We start from the raw sequence: 16765 nt of genomic DNA, 5'->3' as shown, positions 1-16765 counted from the left end.
CAACGATTGCTGGGCATTTCGCTAGGTGTCGGGGGCGGGTTGGAAAAATAATATGTGCAAACATGGGGCTGCGGCCGCGCGGGTAACAAACGCGAGAGGCCAAGCGTGTTCTGCTTGGTGCCGGGGTCGGCATGGAGTCTCAGGAACGATAAGGGAACAAAAATCCGGAAAACTCTTGTCAAAGCAGTGATGATCGATCCGATTGAAACAGGGACTTGGACCCAGACCAGCCGACTGCGAGAAAAAATAATTCGCTGCAGGTGGCGTCGCCTGTTTCTTGTTGGACAAAACGACGATCCATGCGATGATCACGATGCTATGATTCTTCGTGATCGGGTGCGTAATGCGTAGTTATGTTGCTGTTTTAGCTCTTGTTTCAACGTCCGCCCTCGCGCAAGAACCGGCACAAGAGACAATTCCTCAACAAGAAACCAGCGGCAAGGGACGACAGATTTCGTCCACGCTGCCCGTGCAATCTGAAGAAAGTGCTGGCGCGGGGTTAGACGCCACATTTCCAATGCTGCCATTTGCTAGCGCCGCCGCTCCTTCAGAGAAGGTGACGGGGTTCATCCTGAACCGCCAGCTTGTTGAGCGAACCGCTCGGGAGTATCCGCCCACTGGTGTCGAGATCGGACAGGGGTGGAATAGCTTCCTGAACCGCCCAAGTTCCAATGTTTGCATCGAGGGCACCGTGCTGCCGCTCGTTGGCACGCATCTCGCAGCGAGTTTTTCCTCGGTTCAGGACCGGGCATCCTACTTCGAGTCCATCTCTGGTTCGGTCGGGGGAAGCTACGGGCCATTCGGCGGGTCGGCGAGCTATCACAAGGAAAAGAGCTTCAGCAACTAGGACCTGAATCTCGTCATGAGCACGGTCGTGGATACCGGCGGAGAATTTATCGGACCTGGCGCACAGAAATCTGTTCGGCTGAGCGATGATGCCCTGAAGCTTTTGACTGGTCCAGAGGGGCCTAGTCGCTTCGTGCAGGCCTGCGGGGATTCATTCGTGACATCTTACCGCCGTGGCGGGCGGATGAATGCCTTGCTGACGATCTCGAACCTTGCCAAGTCCGACAAGGAACGGATCGAGGCCGAAGCGAAGGGTGGTTTCGGGGGGTTCAGTGCCAATGCCTCATTCCGAAAGAGCGTCGAGACGGCATCCGCTAGCAACAATCTTGAGATCTCCTTTGAGCAGGTCGGCGGCGCTTTTACAAGCATCCCCGCAACCCTTGACGAGTTCACGACGAAGTTTACCACATACACGGTCGATGAGAATTTCAACCCTCGGCCCTATGTCTTTCACACGCAGAACTACAGATCTTTGGCAAATTGGCCTGCCAGTCTCGAGAACCGGGTCAGCCCGGTCGACCAAGAATACCTCGTGCTCAGCTATTACAACTTCTCTGATATGGCGGCCGATTATGATCGAGTCATTCGCGAGCCACGCCGCTACGCCATCTTTCTTGCGGGAGGGGAATCACGGGTTAAGGAACATCGTGACATCGCGCTCCGCACTGCCCGAAACATCGACAAGCTGCTCTGGGATTGCGTGGAGAACTTCGATTGCTCGTTGACAGCTCTGGATGCCGCGGAGGCAGAATACATCAACATGGCCCTTAAAGATCTGGCAGGAGTTACTTTTTCAAACGGGGCGCCGGATAATACAGAAGATGCTGCAATTGCCACGGCCTCTCTAGCTTTCCCGGCGGGGTTAGTAGGTGGCTATCTGGAGATAGCAGAAGAAACCGTATCGCCTCCGGCGGCTGAAGGGGAAACACCCACGTCACCATCGGAGACACAAGTATCACCAGATATTCCGCCAGCCGAGCAAGCGGCACCAGTTTCATCAGAAGTGCCAGCCGTTATTGACAAGGAGCCGGTGATCCTGCCGACACTCGCGGTTAGCTATCATCGTCTTCTCGCGGGCTTGCCCATCCTGAAGAATGGTGATGCAACCGGTTTCACTGCGACAGCAGGTAGGGACGATGAAGCGATAGTGGTGGAATTCAAGGAGTGGCTAATCGCTAACCGGCTCAGGCCGATTTCGCAACCGCATTGCCGCCGCTCGGCCAATCATCCGCTTTGCCTTACCGATCGAGAGATGGGTTATATCCTGAGTCTGGTTGAAATATCGGCGGATCCCTTGAAGCCTACGCCAGGGCCTGCGAAGGAACCAAAGGTCACCCCACCCACCCCCAACCCCCACCCCCCCATGCGAAACCAAAGCCTCCGAGGGATGGTCTCGATCCGTGGAGGAGGTGCGGAATGGCGTGCATCTGAAGTATCAGGATTACTTCTTGAAATGTTCAAGGCCAGAAGGTCCGGAAATACAATTCGAAACGATCCTTGTTTTTTAACGGAGTAATCAGGTATGTTTCGTGCTTCCTTTTCCATATCCATCCTTGTCGGTATTGCAGCCTGCGCCCAAGGCGATCGCGTCGAGGTTATCCAGCAGGAAGAGGCCTATCTCGCCTTCGCAGACGTCAAGAGCCAGCTCATCGACTACCAGAGTCACATGGACTGGCTCGCTCTGCATCCTGAGCAGGATCCCGTGCTGAAGCGCTACCAGGGGGCGCCGATTTATTGTGGAAGACCAGGAGGTATTCGGCTCGACATAACCTCTGCCGTGGCAAGCCTGGCGCTTGAGACTTCGTCCGGCGGCGGACTGAACACCACAATGGCAGGGACCGGTGGCGCCATGACCAGAGCCCTCTTCGGAGCCGGTGGATCCAGAACGGGCTCGATGAACTACAGCTACGCTGTCGAGATCGGTGAACAAATTCAACCGCGGCCTGGAGGGACCACCCCGCTTGCCGCAACACTCCTCACCTTGCGCAACAATTTCATGCTGAGCCAGTATGAGGTCCAGAAGATCGGACCAAGTTGTCTCAATTGGGCGCCTGGAGATGGAAACTTTGCTACGCTGAAGCTCGTGAAGGCCAATCAGCAGAACGGGGGCGCCTTCTTTGCATTGGGGCCGCTGGTGCTTAACCCAACCGTTTCCAATGGCAGCTCCCTGACAAATGCGCTCACCGTCAAGTTTGAACTCAGTCCGCAGCTGATGACAGATGGACGGCCCGCTCCCAGGCGAGTTGCCGCATCAAAACCGGATGCTGGCAAGGGGTCGAAGAGCGGGGACAAACCGGTGTTTGTTACTTTTGGAAATGACAGTCCGGCGACACTTCAAGGAGTTGGTGCGATCATGCTGCCAATGGATGTTCCGCCGCTTTTCCCTGCTCAGTGAATCCGCTCCCCAAGCCCACCCGGCATCTCCAGAGACTGCCACAATCAAATGCTGGCGACAGAGCTAGAAAGGCCGGCGCATTGCGCCGGCTTTGAAATCCGGAGCGGGTCTCGTCGGCCCCGGCATCGACGGCCATGTCACCTGCGAAGGAGGCGCTGGCCATGGCTGCGGGCGTTGATCATGACTGCAGCACGACCCGCTGATCTGCATCCGCGCTATCCCTGATCTTAGATCGAGGGCCCCGCGCGGCCGGGGTTATGTCGATCACCATACGCGCCGCCGACGAAGGGCGGCGCGGCGGAAAAGGCGGTCAGGCATAGCGGTCGTAGGCGATGCCGAGCTTGATCTGATGCAGCTCGAGCTGGAAGGCGGCGTTCACGCGCTCAGCGATGACCCGGACAAAGTCAGGATCGGGGGTATCGGCAATGTCCAGGATCTCGAAGGCAATCGCGCGGAATGCGGTCTCGCCCTGGTCGTCCATCTCATCGATCAGCAGCGCCGCTCCCGTCATCCGACCAGGCCGGGCAAGGTGGACGGAACCTGCAGCCTGTCATCATTCAGATCGGCGCCACGCAGATGCCGGTCCTCCACGGAACGACCGATGCGATCGACACGATTGCCCGGTCCGCATCGCTTGCAGCGAGGTCCAGATCATGACGACATACACGCTCGCAGGACAGCAGCGGGTCTACATCACGGATGGATGGTCGGTCGGAGATGTCGTAACGATCAAAGCCCCTTGCGCCGCATCTCCTGGCGCCACTGATAGATGTGTTGCCGCGTCAGGTCGGCCTCGCGCGCAACATCCGTCACCGTCCTGCCGTTGACACCCACGCGCTCCAGGACCGAAATCTTCTCGGCATCCGACCATCTACGGCGACGCTCCCGTCCCAGAACCCCAACATGACCCACAGATCTCAGCTCCCCGATACGACGTCGGTAAGGACGTCAATAACGACGTAGCTTAAGGTCCGAGACCCAGATCAAAAGGCGGTGGCAACCGGCTTGCAGTTACCCACAAGTGGTGCGGCGAATTGATTCACCCACCAGACTTGGCCTTGCCTGAGCACAAGCGATCATGATTCGTCATGTGGCACCGAATAATTGAGGTGCAGACATGGGACAGAGTTGGGTGGAAACGGAAACGGCCGGATGCGATCTGGGAGATGTCAGGCTGAACAGGCGGCTTGAGGCAATGCTCGAGGCCCTCGGGGAACGGCCGGGAAAATCGCTGCCGACGGCATTCCAGGACTGGTCGAATACCAAGGCCGCCTACCGCTTCTTTGCTAACGGCAATGTCAGCGAGGACAAGATCCTCGAGGGCCATTTCGCTGCCTCTGCCCTGCGCATCCGGGCAACCGATGGTCCCATCCTGATCCTGCAGGACACCACGGAATTCTCCTTCAAGCGTTCGGCTCCGGAGAAGGTGGGGTTCACGACGGTGTCGACTGGACGCAAACTGAAGGAAGGTCGCTATCAGAAACATGCGGTCTGCGGGCTTTTGATGCATGCCAGCATGGCCATCACGCCGGATGGGCTGCCGCTCGGCCTGACGGCGGCCAAGTTCTGGTCGCGCAGCAAGTTCAAGGGAACCGCCGCTCTTAAACGGAAGATCAATCCGACCCGGGTGCCGATCGAACAGAAGGAAAGCATGCGCTGGCTCGACAATCTGCGCCTGTCCACCGAACTGACAGGGGTGCCAGAGCGCTGCGTGCATATCGGTGATCGGGAAAGCGACATATACGAACTCTACTGCCTGTCCGAAGAACTCGGGACCGGGTTCCTCGTCCGCAGCTGCGTCGACCGTCTGGCGGAGGATGGCGGCACGACCATTGCCAAGGTGATGGCAGAGGTGCAGTCCAGCGGCACCCACGAGGTCCGGTTCCGCGATGCGCAGGGCAAGGATCATTGCGCCGTGCTCTCGGTCCGGCACGCTACAATGACGGTCCGCCCGCCGATCGGAAAGCAGCGGAAATACCGGCATCAGAATCTTCAGATCATCCATGCCGAGGAGCTTGACCCGCCGGAAGGCCGGGTGCCCGTCTTCTGGAAGCTGATCACGAACTTGCCGGTGGCGACCCACGCGGACGCAATCCACAAGCTCCAATGGTATGCGCTGCGCTGGAAGATCGAGACATTCTTCCGGACCCTGAAGACCGGGTGCCGGATCGAAGAGCTGCGCCTGGCCACGGCTGATCGACTGGCAAACTGTATCGCGTTGTGCTGCGTCGTGTCCTGGCGCGTGTCATGGATGACGATGCTCGGCCGAGAGGTGCCGAAAGCATCGCCTGCTGCCGTCTTCACCGACGCCGAACGCCAACTGCTCGAGCGCACAGCGCCCGAGAGCAAGCAAAAGCTTCCGCGTGACCTCGATTTCTATGTCAGACTCGTCGCGCGGCTCGGCGGCTATCTCGATCGGACCTCCGATGCGCCACCAGGAACCACCGTCATATGGCGCGGCCTCTCCCGCCTCGCCGATCTTGTCGAAGGCGCTCGCATCGCCGAAACACCATCATCCGAGACATATGGGTAACTGCAAGGGCAACCGGGCCGTTACGAAGCCCGAAGATATCGTTCTGAAGCTGCGGCAGGTTGATCATGACGCATTCCCGCACCGATGATCCCGAGAAGGCCGCCGTTCGCATTGCCGAGGCGTTGACCCGCCGCCCCGTGTGTGTCGAGCAGCAGTTGCTTGCGGCCGACATACGCCTCCTGGCCAAGGACCCTGCCGGATTGCAGCATCTCGAGCATGTGCTCACCTCGTATGATGACGAGAATCTTGGAATAACGGTTCCGGCGCTCATCCACCGGGTGATGGCGGATCTGAGCTGCGAGGCAGACCTCATTTTGCACCGGGTCCGAATCTGGTCGATCTGCTGCATGGCGGTGGGATACGCGGGCGCGGCCGTCATTCTCGCTGCCATCAGCTTGGATCCGACCTGGCGCCTGATCGGAGTGGCCGGCATCGCCGCCGTGCTCGCCAGTATCGGACTGGCAACGACGTGGCTGGCCGCCCGGCGTCGAGGACATCTCCTCGCAGAAGTCGCAGCAGTGCAGGCGCTCGCGGCAGCCTGTCAGCGTGGCGGGCAATCTTTCAAATCCTGAGGTAATCCTCCCCATGGTTAAGGGGATGCGGACGTAGAATTTTCTCGGCAGGATAGCTGTCGCCGCAACTGGCTCTTCGCCGGGGCCGATACCGGAGCCGAAACGCTGGTCCGGGCCATGACCATCATAGAAACCACCAAGATGAACGGCCTCGACCCGCAAGCCTGCCTCGTCGACGTCTTGCGCCGCATCCATGATCACAAGATCAACCGGCTTGATGATCTGCTGCTCCGGAATTGGTCGTCACCGACAGCCACCAATGCTGAGACTGCCTGCTCCATCACCGTAGAAACCGGGCGGTGACGTATTTTGTGACGGCCTGTCTTTATAGATAGATTTGTCTGTATAGATTTGACAGCTGTCACGCCATCGCTCAAACATTCTGTATTTCCACATGACTACCCGTCAGTGGCCGTAGTTCAGGGTTCAGAGTCAGATGGCACCTCAGCAATTTTGGGGCGTCGTGTTCAGCGACGCCGGTGACAATGCTTCGCTCGGGGGCAAATCTTATTCCGATCTGAACTATAATCACAATTTGTTCTGGGTGGACGACCCGGATCACGGTGAGCCAAATCAAATTCATCCAAACCAGCCGGACGAGGGGATCTCTTTCAGCGAGGATGAGCCGCCACAAGTGATCGTCGAGATGGGCGTATTCAGTGATGTCCGCTTTCAGATGGCGGACGGCCGGACTGAATATGCCGCTGTCTATGTCTTCCGACTTGCAGATGGACGAACGGTGCTGCGCGTCAATGATGATGCGATGTATTTCATCAACGAGCGTGATTATTCGCGCAATGATATCCTTCGCGTGGATCTGAGCGACCAATATGATGAACTGCTATCCATCGATTTTACGCAATTCGATGACGAGTTCGATACGATCTGCTTTGCCAATGGCACGTTGATCGAAACGGTGGACGGGCTTGTCGCGGTCGAGGATTTGCGCCCCGGCATGTTGCTGCGCACCGCCGATCACGGCTTTCAGCCGTTGCTGCTGGCGTTGCTGCGCGGGGTTGATGCACGGATGCTGGCGCGACACGAAAAACTGCGCCCGGTCAGGATCATGGCCGGTGCGCTTGGCAATGGTTTGCCCAGGCGCGACCTGCGCGTCTCGCGGCAACACCGGATGCTGGTCAGTTCGCGCATTGCAGGGCGCATGTTCGGCACCAGTGAGGTGCTGGTTCCGGCCATCCGGCTGACCGTTCTGCCGGGAATTTTCGTCGAGGAATCGCCGGAAGCGTTGGAGTATTTTCATCTGGTATTGGACGAACATCAGATCCTGTTCGCTGAGGGCGCCGCCTCCGAAAGCCTGCTTATTGGTCCTCAGGCGCTGGCCGCGATGACGCCCGAAGCGCGGGTTGAGATTCTGACACTGTTTCCCGACGCGATTACGCATTGCCACGATGTGGCTCCGGTGCGGCCGGTGCCACCCAATGCGCGGCAGAAAAGCCTGATCGCGCGGCATGCGAAGCACCGAAAGCCGGTCGTCGAGGTCGGGGGCTGAGGGGTCTACCGCAGGATATCAGCGGATAACTGACGACACAGTCATCTCGTATGAATCCGTCGCCGCCCTTGGCCACTCTGGCCACGAATTCGTGGCCCAGAACCAAGGGTGCTCTGGATTGTGGATGGGCGCCCTGGTAGATGGCAAGATCGGTTCCGCAGGTCCGCAGGCCTCAATATCAAGCGGGACGCCGTTGCCGCCGGGCGACGGAACTTCACGAACCTCGGCCCTGAGAGGTTGCAATACAAGACGGCTTTCATAGGGCTTCCTTGGCTGGATGGTAACGGCCCGATTGTTCTTGCAGTTACCCATATGTCTCGGATGATGGTGTTTCGGCGATGCGAGCGCCTTCGACAAGATCGGCGAGGCGGGAGAGGCCGCGCCATATGACGGTGGTTCCTGGTGGCGCATCGGAGGTCCGATCAAGATAGCCGCCGAGCCGCGCGACGAGTCTGACATAGAAATCGAGGTCACGCGGAAGCTTTTGCTTGCTCTCGGGCGCTGTGCGCTCGAGCAGTTGGCGTTCGGCGTCGGTGAAGACGGCAGCAGGCGATGCTTTCGGCACCTCTCGGCCGAGCATCGTCATCCATGACACGCGCCAGGACACGACGCAGCACAACGCGATACAGTTTGCCAGTCGATCAGCCGTGGCCAGGCGCAGCTCTTCGATCCGGCACCCGGTCTTCAGGGTCCGGAAGAATGTCTCGATCTTCCAGCGCAGCGCATACCATTGGAGCTTGTGGATTGCGTCCGCGTGGGTCGCCACCGGCAAGTTCGTGATCAGCTTCCAGAAGACGGGCACCCGGCCTTCCGGCGGGTCAAGCTCCTCGGCATGGATGATCTGAAGATTCTGATGCCGGTATTTCCGCTGCTTTCCGATCGGCGGGCGGACCGTCATTGTAGCGTGCCGGACCGAGAGCACGGCGCAATGATCCTTGCCCTGCGCATCGCGGAACCGGACCTCGTGGGTGCCGCTGGACTGCACCTCTGCCATCACCTTGGCAATCGTCACGAGGCCGGGGCGGTGATGCAGACGGACTATGCCGGTCACACCATCCCCATCATCGACTCAGGCACCGGCCGCGCGCACGGCGCACAGATCTTCGTCGCCGTGCTGGGAGCGTCGAACTACACCTTCGCCTGGACCAGCCTCAGCCAGAGGCTGCCGGACTGGATCGAGGCCCAGGTCCGGGCCCTGAAGTTCAGGGGCGGCGTGCCCAAGGCGATCGTCTGCGACAATCTGAAGGCCGCCGTGGCCAAGCCGCTCTGGTTCGAGCCGTCGCTGACCAGAACCTTCTCCGACATGGCCATGCATTACGATACGACGGTGCTGCCAACCCGGCCGCGCAAACCCCGCCACAAGGGCAAGGTCGAAGGCGCCGTGCTGATCGTGGAGCGCTGGATACTGGCCCGCCTGCGCAACCGGCAGTTCTTTTCCATCGAGGCGCTGAACGTGGCGATCGCGGAACTGCTCGATGAGCTGAACGGGCGGATCATGCGCCGGGTCGGACGGTCCCGGCGCGAGCTGTTTGAAGAGATCGAACGCCCCGCGCTCGGCTCCTTGCCCGATACGCCCTTCGAATACGCCGTATGGAAGCGCGCCAAAGTGCATCCCGACTATCACATCGAGGTGCTGCACGGCTTCTATTCCGTGCCGCACCGACTGATCGGCCGGCAGGTCGAAGTCCGCCTCACGCATCGCATGATCGAGATCTTCCACAACCATGAACCTGTCGCCGTTCATCATCGTCGGAGGCAGCGCGGTGGCCATACCACGATCAGGGAACTATGCCCAAGGCCCATCAGCGCTATGGCGGCATGACGCCGGAAAGCCTGATCACCCGCGCCGCCCGGACCGGCTAGGAGGCGCGGGCGAGAACAACTCCGAGTGGCAGGCGGCTATCACCGGCGCGGTGGTGAGCCGGGTCATGGGCGTCATGTGCACACGCCAGACCGTCAGCTATTGCTGGGGATGACTACAGATCGCTTTGTCCCACCCGACGGTCTCATCGAGATGCGGTATTACATTTGAGTGAAACCATCAACGAGGAGGAATCTGGATGGTCAAGATCGTTCGTGACGTCGAACGCGCCAGATACGAGCAGCGGAAGGCCATGATCGGCAACTTTCGTAATATCGGCATTATTCTTATCGCAGCGGCCATTTTCGGGTTTTACCGGAACGGCTGGCAGTGGGATGTCGTCCTGATGATCTATGTCCTTGTGGGCGTCGGCTCCCTCGCAGCTTGGCGCTATTTCAAGATTCGGTGGCGCGACAGTCTTAACTGGCGGCCCGACAAGCGATAGATTGCCGACGCAGAACTTCAAACCTATGGTCGCCATGACAGAATCCAGATGGTGACCCTCATGACTGCTTCGCTCGGCACCCTTCTCGATAGCTACCGGGCTACGGCGCTGAGCGAGCGGGAGAAGGGCACCTATTACGAGCGGTTGTGTGCAGCCTATCTCGTGCATGATCCGGTTCAGGCCGAGTTGTATGAGCAGGTCTGGACCTGGGCGGCCTGGGCCGGCGAAAATGGCTGGGCTGCCAAGGACGTTGGCATAGACCTTGTCGCCAAACTGCGCGGGCACGAAGGTTTCGCTGCGGTCCAATGCAAATTCTTCTCCTCCCAGCACAGGATCGCAAAATCGGACATCGACTCATTTCTCTCCGCTTCCAGCAAGGCGCCGTTCGTCCGCCGCGTGGTGATGGATTCGACTGAGGTGGAATGGTCGGAAAATGCCGAAGCTATGCTGGTCGGGCAGATCATCCCCGTCCTGCGGATAGGCTTGGTCGATATGCGCGCGTCGCCGATCCAGTGGGCGCTCTTCGGGTCAAAGCAGGAGGTGGTGCTGGAGCCCAAGAAAGAACTGCGTCAGCACCAGCAGGACGCACTTGATGCCGTGCGAGAGGGACTTTCTATTCACGACCGGGGCAAGGTCATCATGGCCTGCGGGACCGGCAAAACCTTCACCTCACTGAAAATCGCCGAAGATCTAGTGGGTGCGGATGGGCGGGTTCTCTTCTTGGTGCCCTCGCTCGCACTCATGGCGCAGACAGTCCGCGAGTGGACCAACGACACGACCACTCCGCTCCGATCGTTCGCGGTCTGCTCCGACACCCAGGTCGGCAAGCGACGGGTGGCAAAGGACGACGTGGCCGAGATCAGCTCGCTCGACCTTGCCTTCCCCGCGACTACGGACGCTGCAGCATTGGCGGCCGGTGTTGCCAATCCCGCACCGGGCAACATGACCGTGGTTTTCGCCACCTATCAGTCGATTCAGACCGTTTCCGATGCTCAGCTCCACCACGGTATGGGCAGGTTCAGCCTGATCATCTGTGATGAAGCTCACCGGACCACTGGCGCGGCACTCGACGGCCAGGAAGAAAGCAACTTCATCCGCATCCACCGGGACGAGGTGATCGGCGGCGACAAACGGATCTACATGACCGCCACGCCGCGCATCTATGGTGATGGTGCGAAGTCCAAAGCCAATGACATCGGCGTCACTCTGCGCTCGATGGACCATGAAGAGGATTTCGGACCCACCCTGTTCTACCGGGGGTTCGGCTGGGCGGTGCAGGAAGGCCTGCTGACCGACTACAAGGTCATTGTCTTGGCAATGGACCAGAAGCTTGTAGGAACCTCCCTGCAGGCTCGACTCGCCGACCCAACCAGTGGTCTCGTTCTTGACGATGCCACACGCATCCTGGGATGTTACAAAGCCTTGGCGAAGATGGACATCCAGTCCGATCTTGGTGCCGATACCCAGCCGATGCGCCGTGCGCTGGCCTTTTGCCGGGACATCAAGTCCTCAAAACTGGTCCAGAGCGAATTCAACCCGGTTGTTGACGAATATTTAGCCTCAGCCGAGGTGCAGACCCGCGAAACCGATCTGGCGCGGCACCATCTCAACTGTGAGATCCAGCACGTTGACGGCACCTTCAATGCCAAGACCCGTGGCGAGTTGCTCGACTGGCTGAAGGCCGAAACCGAAGACCAGACCTGCCGCATCCTGACCAACGCCCGTTGTCTGTCCGAGGGCGTTGATGTTCCTGCGCTGGACGCGATCATGTTCCTGCACCCGCGCAAGAGCCAGATCGACGTGGTCCAGTCAGTGGGCCGTGTTATGCGCCGCGCGCCGGGCAAGCGGATGGGATATGTCATCCTTCCGGTCGGTGTCCCCGCCGACAAGACACCTGAAGAGGCCCTGAACGACAACGACAAATATCGGGTTGTCTGGCAGATCCTGAACGCTCTTCGCGCCCATGATGAACGGTTCGATGCCACCATCAACCAGATGTCGCTAGGTCAGGACGTGTCCGACCGCATCCAGATCATCGGCAGCCAGGAACTGGAATCCATCACCGCAACAGTCGAGAACCTGCCGAGCCGCCCGGCGGCCAAACGCTCCGGCATCACCGGCGAGGGCCGTGATCGCGGCGACGATGATTTCGTCATCGAGGACGAAAGCCAGCCCGAACTGCCCGGCATCATCCTCGACGATTTCAGCCGCGCCATCATGGCCAAGATCGTCAAGAAATGCGGAGATCGCGAATATTGGGACCGTTGGGCCGCCAGCCTGCGAGACATCGCCATCGCCCACATCACCCGGCTGGAGGCGATCCTGTCGCAGCCCGGCCCGGCGCGCGAAGAGTTCGACCGCTTCCTCGCCGAAATCCGCGATGACCTGAACTCGGGCATCACCGAGGCCGAGGCCATCGAGATGCTGGCCCAGCACATCATCACGCGCCCGGTCTTCGACGCCCTGTTTGAAGGCCACACCTTTACCACGGAAAACCCGGTCTCCCGCGCCATTCAGGGCGTATTGGACGTGCTGGAAAGCGCACATCTGGAAAAGGAGAGCCGCGATCTCGACGAATTCTACCGCTCGGTCCGGCTGAAGGCGCAGGGGATCACCAACCCCGCCGCCAAGCAGGACCTGATCCGCCAGCTTTACGACAACTTCTTCGGCGTCGCCTTCAAGGGCACCCGCGACAAGCTGGGCATCGTCTACACCCCGGTCGAGATCGTCGATTTCATCATCCGCTCCGTCAATGACGTGCTGCAGGATGAGTTCGACCAGACCCTTGGATCCAAGGGCGTCCATATCATCGACCCCTTCACCGGCACTGGCACATTCATCACGCGCCTGCTGCAATCTGGCCTGATCCAGCCCGACCAGCTGGAACACAAGTTCCGCTATGAGCTGCACGCCAATGTGATCGTGCTGCTGCCGCTCTCCCCTGACGGCATCGCGATGTGCCGGACACACGGTATCGAGGCAGAGACTGGGGATGTGGCAGCTGTGGGAGAGGCTCTGGCGGATGCCTTCGGCGTCAAAGCCGTCAGGCTTTCTGCGGCTCGCTCTCGAACCACGGATCACGCCGCCTCGCGCGTGTAGGATGTGATGATGCCGCCAAGCTGGCGCCGGCAGCGGATCGGGCCGTCGCGGGCTGGCCGAAAGTCGACCTGCAGCACATTGTTCCCGATCTCCCGGCCGCGATGCGGACGCTGGACATTGTAATGGCGCACCCATGTGCGCAGGATGTAGTCGAGTTGCGACCGGCTGAAGCAGACGAAGAAATCCAGGCATTCGCGCTTGATGGTGCCGATGAAGGATTCGGCGAAAGCATTGGCGTTCGGTGCCCTGTGCGGGATCTGGATGACCCGAGCAGCTTCCGATGCCCAGACGGTATCGAAGCTGGCGCTGAACTTGGTGTCGGCGTCGCGGATCAGAAAGCGCGGCGTGATCCCTTGCTCAGCGCACCACATCAGCGTGTTGCGGGCCTGCTGCGTCACCCATGCCGAGTCGGGGGCGTAGGTCGGGGCGCTGCAGAACACGCGGCGGCTGCCGAGATGGATGAAGATCAGCACATAGGCCGTCAGTGGCCCGCGCGCGGTGAACACGGTCTTGGTGAAGAAATCACAGGCGACCATGCTTTCCATATGCGCCTTGACGAAGGTGGTCCACGGCAGGGCCGGCTTCTTCTTCCGCTTCTCGGGGCTCGGGTGGATGCCCGCCTCATTGAGAATGCGCTTGACCGAATTGGCGCCGGCGTAAAGCCCGAGCTTCTTCAGTTCCCCGGCGATCCGCTTGTAACCCCAGAGGAGGTTTTCCGACCCGATGCGGATGACGACATCGCGCAGCTCCTGCGTCAGACGCGGCCTGCCCACCGCCTTGAAGGGGCGCCCGCTGTGCATCTGGGCGAGCCAGCGCTTGTAGGTCGCGGCCGTTACCACGTCTCCCCCGCGAGAAAGCACAGATTGTGGAGGCTGACCGCCGAGGCCTCGCGCCCGCAGGTCAGCCGCTTCAGCACCTCGGGTGCGAGATAGGCCATCCACACGTCGGAGTCGTGTATTCGAAACGCAAAAAGCCCCGCGCCGGTATGGGGCGTGGGGCTGGGTCAGGTGCGGGCTTCGGGTCTGTAAGTGAGCTTACCGTTTCCGCGAAGCCGCGCGTTCAGGCGTCAGCTTAGAGAAGCTGCAGGTTCGAGGCCGATTCGCGGCCGTCGCGGCCGGTTTCGATGTCGAACGACACGGCCTGGCCGTCATCGAGTTTGCGGATGCCCGCACGCTCGACCGCCGAGATGTGCAGGAAAATATCCTTGCCGCCGCTTTCCGGCGCGATAAAGCCGTAGCCTTTGTCGTGGTTGAACCATTTCACGGTGCCATTGGCCATCGTGATGTCTCCTTCAGTTGCACCGCCCACACTGCGCAGCGGCCCGGCCGGTCAGTTCGAGTAGCAGACTGAAGCCAGATAGGAGACAGGTGCGATTAGAATAGACGTAGCGGAAGGACCGATAGCACAGATCATCGCGGACGGCAATATTGCCTCTGCAAGCCTTCGGCGGGTTTCGCCACCGGTGTCGGATCACCCCTTCGGGGGGCGGAGCGCGCAGCCGGGGCAGGGCTTTTGACCTGCCCCGGCGTCGCGGATGTCATGCGGCCAGTGGCTGTCGCGATTGCGCGACCTCGGCCAACCGGCGCAGCAGCGCCTGCGTGTCGTCCCAGCCAAGACAGCCGTCGGTGATGCTTTGGCCATAAATCGGCGGCTGGCCGGCAACCGGGTCCTGACGACCGGCGACCAGATTGCTTTCCAGCATCACGCCACGGATGCGGTTCTCGCCCGCGCTGATTCGCGTGGCGATATCGGCGATCACCGCGGGCTGGCGGGCGGGATCCTTGCCGCTGTTGGCGTGGCTGGCGTCGATGACGATGCCCGGATCGATTCCGGTCTGCGCGGCGGCAAGGGAGATGCTTTCGATATGGGCGGGGCTGTAATTCGGTCCGTCATGGCCGCCGCGCAGGACCAGATGACAGGCGTGGTTGCCGGTCGTGCTGGCGATGGCGGCGCGGCCTTCGGCGGTGATCGCCGGGAAACTGTGCGCCCCCGCGGCCGAGCGGATCGCATCCAGCGCCACCTGCACGCCACCATCGGTGCCGTTCTTGAAACCGACCGGGCAGGACAGGCCCGAGGCAAGCTGCCGGTGGATCTGGCTTTCGGTCGTGCGCGCGCCGATGGCGCCCCATGCGATCAGATCGGCGAAATATTGCGGCAGGATCGGGTCGAGGAACTCGGTCGCGGTGGGCAGGCCCAGCCGGTTGATCTCCAGCAGCAGGCGGCGGGCGGCGGGCAATCCGTCCTCGATCCGGTCCGAGCCGTCCAGATGCGGGTCGTTGATCAGCCCCTTCCAGCCGACCGTCGTGCGCGGCTTTTCGAAATAGGTCCGCATCACGATCTCCAGCCGGTCGGAAAGCCGGTGGCGTTCGCGGGCCAGATGCGCCGCGTAATCCAGTGCGGCATCGGGGTCGTGGATCGAGCAGGGCCCGACGATGACCAGCAGGCGGTGGTCGGCACCCGACAGGATCGCGCGGATCGCGGCACGGCTGTCCGATACGGTGCGCGAAATCGCCTGATCGCGGGGCAGCAGGGTGGCAAGATCGGCAGGCGCAGGCAGCAGGCGCAGCGCGTCGATATGCAGGTTTTCGGTTTGGATCGGCATGGGTCTTTCTCTTGCTGGAAGGTCGGACCGGATGCGCTGAAAACAAAAAAGCCGCCGGTCGGACCAGCGGCTTCGGGGGTGGTGTCGCGTCGGAACGCTAGACGGCAGCCCGTGTCCGCTGGGTACAGCGGAACCAATAAAACGAGCAGGCGAGGGCGATCTGTTGCGACATGCACTCTTGATAACGGCCGTGCAGCGGCTTGTCATCCCCCTTTTGCGGCATCCGGGGCCTCGTCCCCGATGTGGTATTCGCAAAAGCGGATGCGGTTGCCGAAGGGGTCATGGACCTCGACCTGCTGCCCCCATGGCGCCCGTTCCAGACCGGGGCGGTTATAGCCGTAATGCGTATCCAGCAGTTCGCGATGGAAGCCCTTGATCCCGGTCATCGGCACAAAGACGGTCGAGCCGGGGGTGGCATCGCCATGATGGGCCGACAGATGCAGGATCAGTCCGGCCCGTATGACGCCCATGTAAAGCGGCATTCCCGTGCCGAAACGATGTTCGAATTCGACGGTAAAGCCTAGAAAATCCAGATAGAATTCGCGGGCCTTGGCTTCGTCGAAGATCCGCAGGATGGGGATGGCGCGGGTGAATGACGGCCCGGTGCCGGTCTCGGGCAGTTGCGCCGCAGCCGTGTTCCAGTCGCGGAAACCCAGTTGCCGGGCGGTGATTTCAAGGCAGGCGGAGTGAGATCGTGGGATATCCTCTGCCGCCAGTTGGTTGCGCAGGTGTTTGGCCATTGCCTTGGCCTGGTCGATGGTGACCATGGTCATTCTCCGGTTACGGCGCGATCTGGTCGGGGGCTCGCGGTTGCCGAGGGAACGCCGTGGGGATGAATGTCCATATCAAAGGCGAACGATGCTTTCACCATCACCTTGCGGGCGCGAGCGGCAGGCAGCATCAGC

General features: G+C 60.6%; 15 protein-coding genes and 3 pseudogenes. 10 read left to right on the top strand and 8 right to left on the bottom strand.

Translation table 11 applies throughout. The annotated features are described in order from the left end of the window. Positions 1–343: 343 nt before the first annotated feature. Genes JHW40_RS14330 through JHW40_RS14320 form a run of 3 tightly spaced genes read left to right on the top strand, consistent with a single transcriptional unit; the run spans position 344 to position 3241 of the window. The gene (locus JHW40_RS14330; RefSeq protein WP_139208282.1) at positions 344–847 is read left to right on the top strand and encodes a hypothetical protein; all 504 of its coding nucleotides are present in this window, start codon (positions 344–346) and stop codon (positions 845–847) included. Between the two features lie 15 nt (positions 848–862). Then, on the top strand, positions 863–2362 hold the full coding sequence (locus tag JHW40_RS14325; RefSeq protein ID WP_272848993.1) for a hypothetical protein: 1500 nt from the start codon (positions 863–865) through the stop codon (positions 2360–2362). A 6-nt stretch (positions 2363–2368) separates the two neighbouring features. Next, a complete protein-coding gene (locus JHW40_RS14320; protein WP_090617605.1) occupies positions 2369–3241 on the top strand; it encodes a hypothetical protein in 873 nt (290 codons plus the stop codon). 310 nt (positions 3242–3551) lie between these two features. Here the strand turns inward: JHW40_RS14320 and JHW40_RS14315 are convergent, their stop codons facing one another. After that, positions 3552–3752 carry a hypothetical protein gene (locus tag JHW40_RS14315; RefSeq protein WP_090617607.1) on the bottom strand — a complete coding sequence of 67 codons (201 nt, stop codon included), beginning with the start codon at positions 3750–3752 and terminating at the stop codon, positions 3552–3554. Between the two features lie 218 nt (positions 3753–3970). Continuing rightward, positions 3971–4075, bottom strand: coding sequence for a transposase (locus JHW40_RS14310; RefSeq protein ID WP_244519385.1), 105 nt, complete (start codon positions 4073–4075; stop codon positions 3971–3973). A 283-nt stretch (positions 4076–4358) separates the two neighbouring features. On the opposite strand from JHW40_RS14310, the gene JHW40_RS14305 reads away from it, so the two are divergent. From JHW40_RS14305 to JHW40_RS14290, 4 genes and pseudogenes are all read left to right on the top strand, one after another. Beyond that, positions 4359–5774, top strand: a complete 1416-nt coding sequence (locus JHW40_RS14305) for an IS4 family transposase (RefSeq protein WP_272848964.1) — start codon at positions 4359–4361, stop codon at positions 5772–5774. Between the two features lie 65 nt (positions 5775–5839). Next, on the top strand, positions 5840–6346 hold the full coding sequence (locus tag JHW40_RS14300) for a hypothetical protein (RefSeq protein ID WP_090618123.1): 507 nt from the start codon (positions 5840–5842) through the stop codon (positions 6344–6346). Positions 6347–6406: 60 nt separating this feature from the next. Continuing rightward, positions 6407–6649 (top strand): annotated as a pseudogene (locus JHW40_RS14295) (transposase domain-containing protein); the annotation flags it as partial. A 133-nt stretch (positions 6650–6782) separates the two neighbouring features. After that, a complete protein-coding gene (locus tag JHW40_RS14290) occupies positions 6783–7853 on the top strand; it encodes a Hint domain-containing protein (RefSeq protein WP_090618125.1) in 1071 nt (356 codons plus the stop codon). A 61-nt stretch (positions 7854–7914) separates the two neighbouring features. Here the strand turns inward: JHW40_RS14290 and JHW40_RS24225 are convergent. Both JHW40_RS24225 and JHW40_RS14285 read right to left on the bottom strand, forming a co-directional pair. Next, positions 7915–7959: pseudogene (locus tag JHW40_RS24225) on the bottom strand (hypothetical protein); the annotation flags it as partial. A 198-nt stretch (positions 7960–8157) separates the two neighbouring features. Then, on the bottom strand, positions 8158–8847 hold the full coding sequence (locus JHW40_RS14285) for an IS4 family transposase (protein ID WP_272848992.1): 690 nt from the start codon (positions 8845–8847) through the stop codon (positions 8158–8160). 9 nt (positions 8848–8856) lie between these two features. Here JHW40_RS14285 and istA point away from each other — a divergent pair. The 3 genes and pseudogenes from istA to JHW40_RS14270 all read left to right on the top strand — a co-directional run. Next, positions 8857–9713, top strand: a pseudogene (istA, locus tag JHW40_RS14280) (IS21 family transposase); the annotation flags it as partial. A 200-nt stretch (positions 9714–9913) separates the two neighbouring features. Beyond that, positions 9914–10159, top strand: coding sequence for a hypothetical protein (locus JHW40_RS14275; protein WP_090611215.1), 246 nt, complete (start codon positions 9914–9916; stop codon positions 10157–10159). A gap of 60 nt (positions 10160–10219) precedes the next feature. Continuing rightward, complete coding sequence (locus tag JHW40_RS14270; protein ID WP_090611346.1) at positions 10220–13258, top strand: restriction endonuclease; 3039 nt, start codon at positions 10220–10222, stop codon at positions 13256–13258. On the opposite strand, the gene JHW40_RS14265 is transcribed toward JHW40_RS14270, so the two are convergent. From JHW40_RS14265 to JHW40_RS14250, 4 genes are all read right to left on the bottom strand, one after another. Next, positions 13237–14097 carry an integrase core domain-containing protein gene (locus JHW40_RS14265; RefSeq protein ID WP_244519140.1) on the bottom strand — a complete coding sequence of 287 codons (861 nt, stop codon included), beginning with the start codon at positions 14095–14097 and terminating at the stop codon, positions 13237–13239. The two genes, JHW40_RS14270 and JHW40_RS14265, sit on opposite strands and share 22 nt — an antisense overlap. 232 nt (positions 14098–14329) lie before the next feature. Further along, positions 14330–14536, bottom strand: coding sequence for a cold-shock protein (locus JHW40_RS14260; RefSeq protein WP_090611217.1), 207 nt, complete (start codon positions 14534–14536; stop codon positions 14330–14332). Positions 14537–14795: 259 nt separating this feature from the next. Further along, positions 14796–15860, bottom strand: coding sequence for a 3-deoxy-7-phosphoheptulonate synthase (locus tag JHW40_RS14255; RefSeq protein ID WP_090611218.1), 1065 nt, complete (start codon positions 15858–15860; stop codon positions 14796–14798). Positions 15861–16063: 203 nt separating this feature from the next. Next, positions 16064–16627, bottom strand: a complete 564-nt coding sequence (locus JHW40_RS14250; RefSeq protein ID WP_090611219.1) for a glyoxalase superfamily protein — start codon at positions 16625–16627, stop codon at positions 16064–16066. Between the last annotated feature and the right edge of the window lie 138 nt (positions 16628–16765).

This window comes from Paracoccus alcaliphilus (genome assembly GCF_028553725.1).
Classification (GTDB): Bacteria; Pseudomonadota; Alphaproteobacteria; order Rhodobacterales; family Rhodobacteraceae; genus Paracoccus; species Paracoccus alcaliphilus.
Note: the sequence above shows the minus strand (reverse complement) of the source record. Positions and strands in the feature narration are given on the sequence as shown.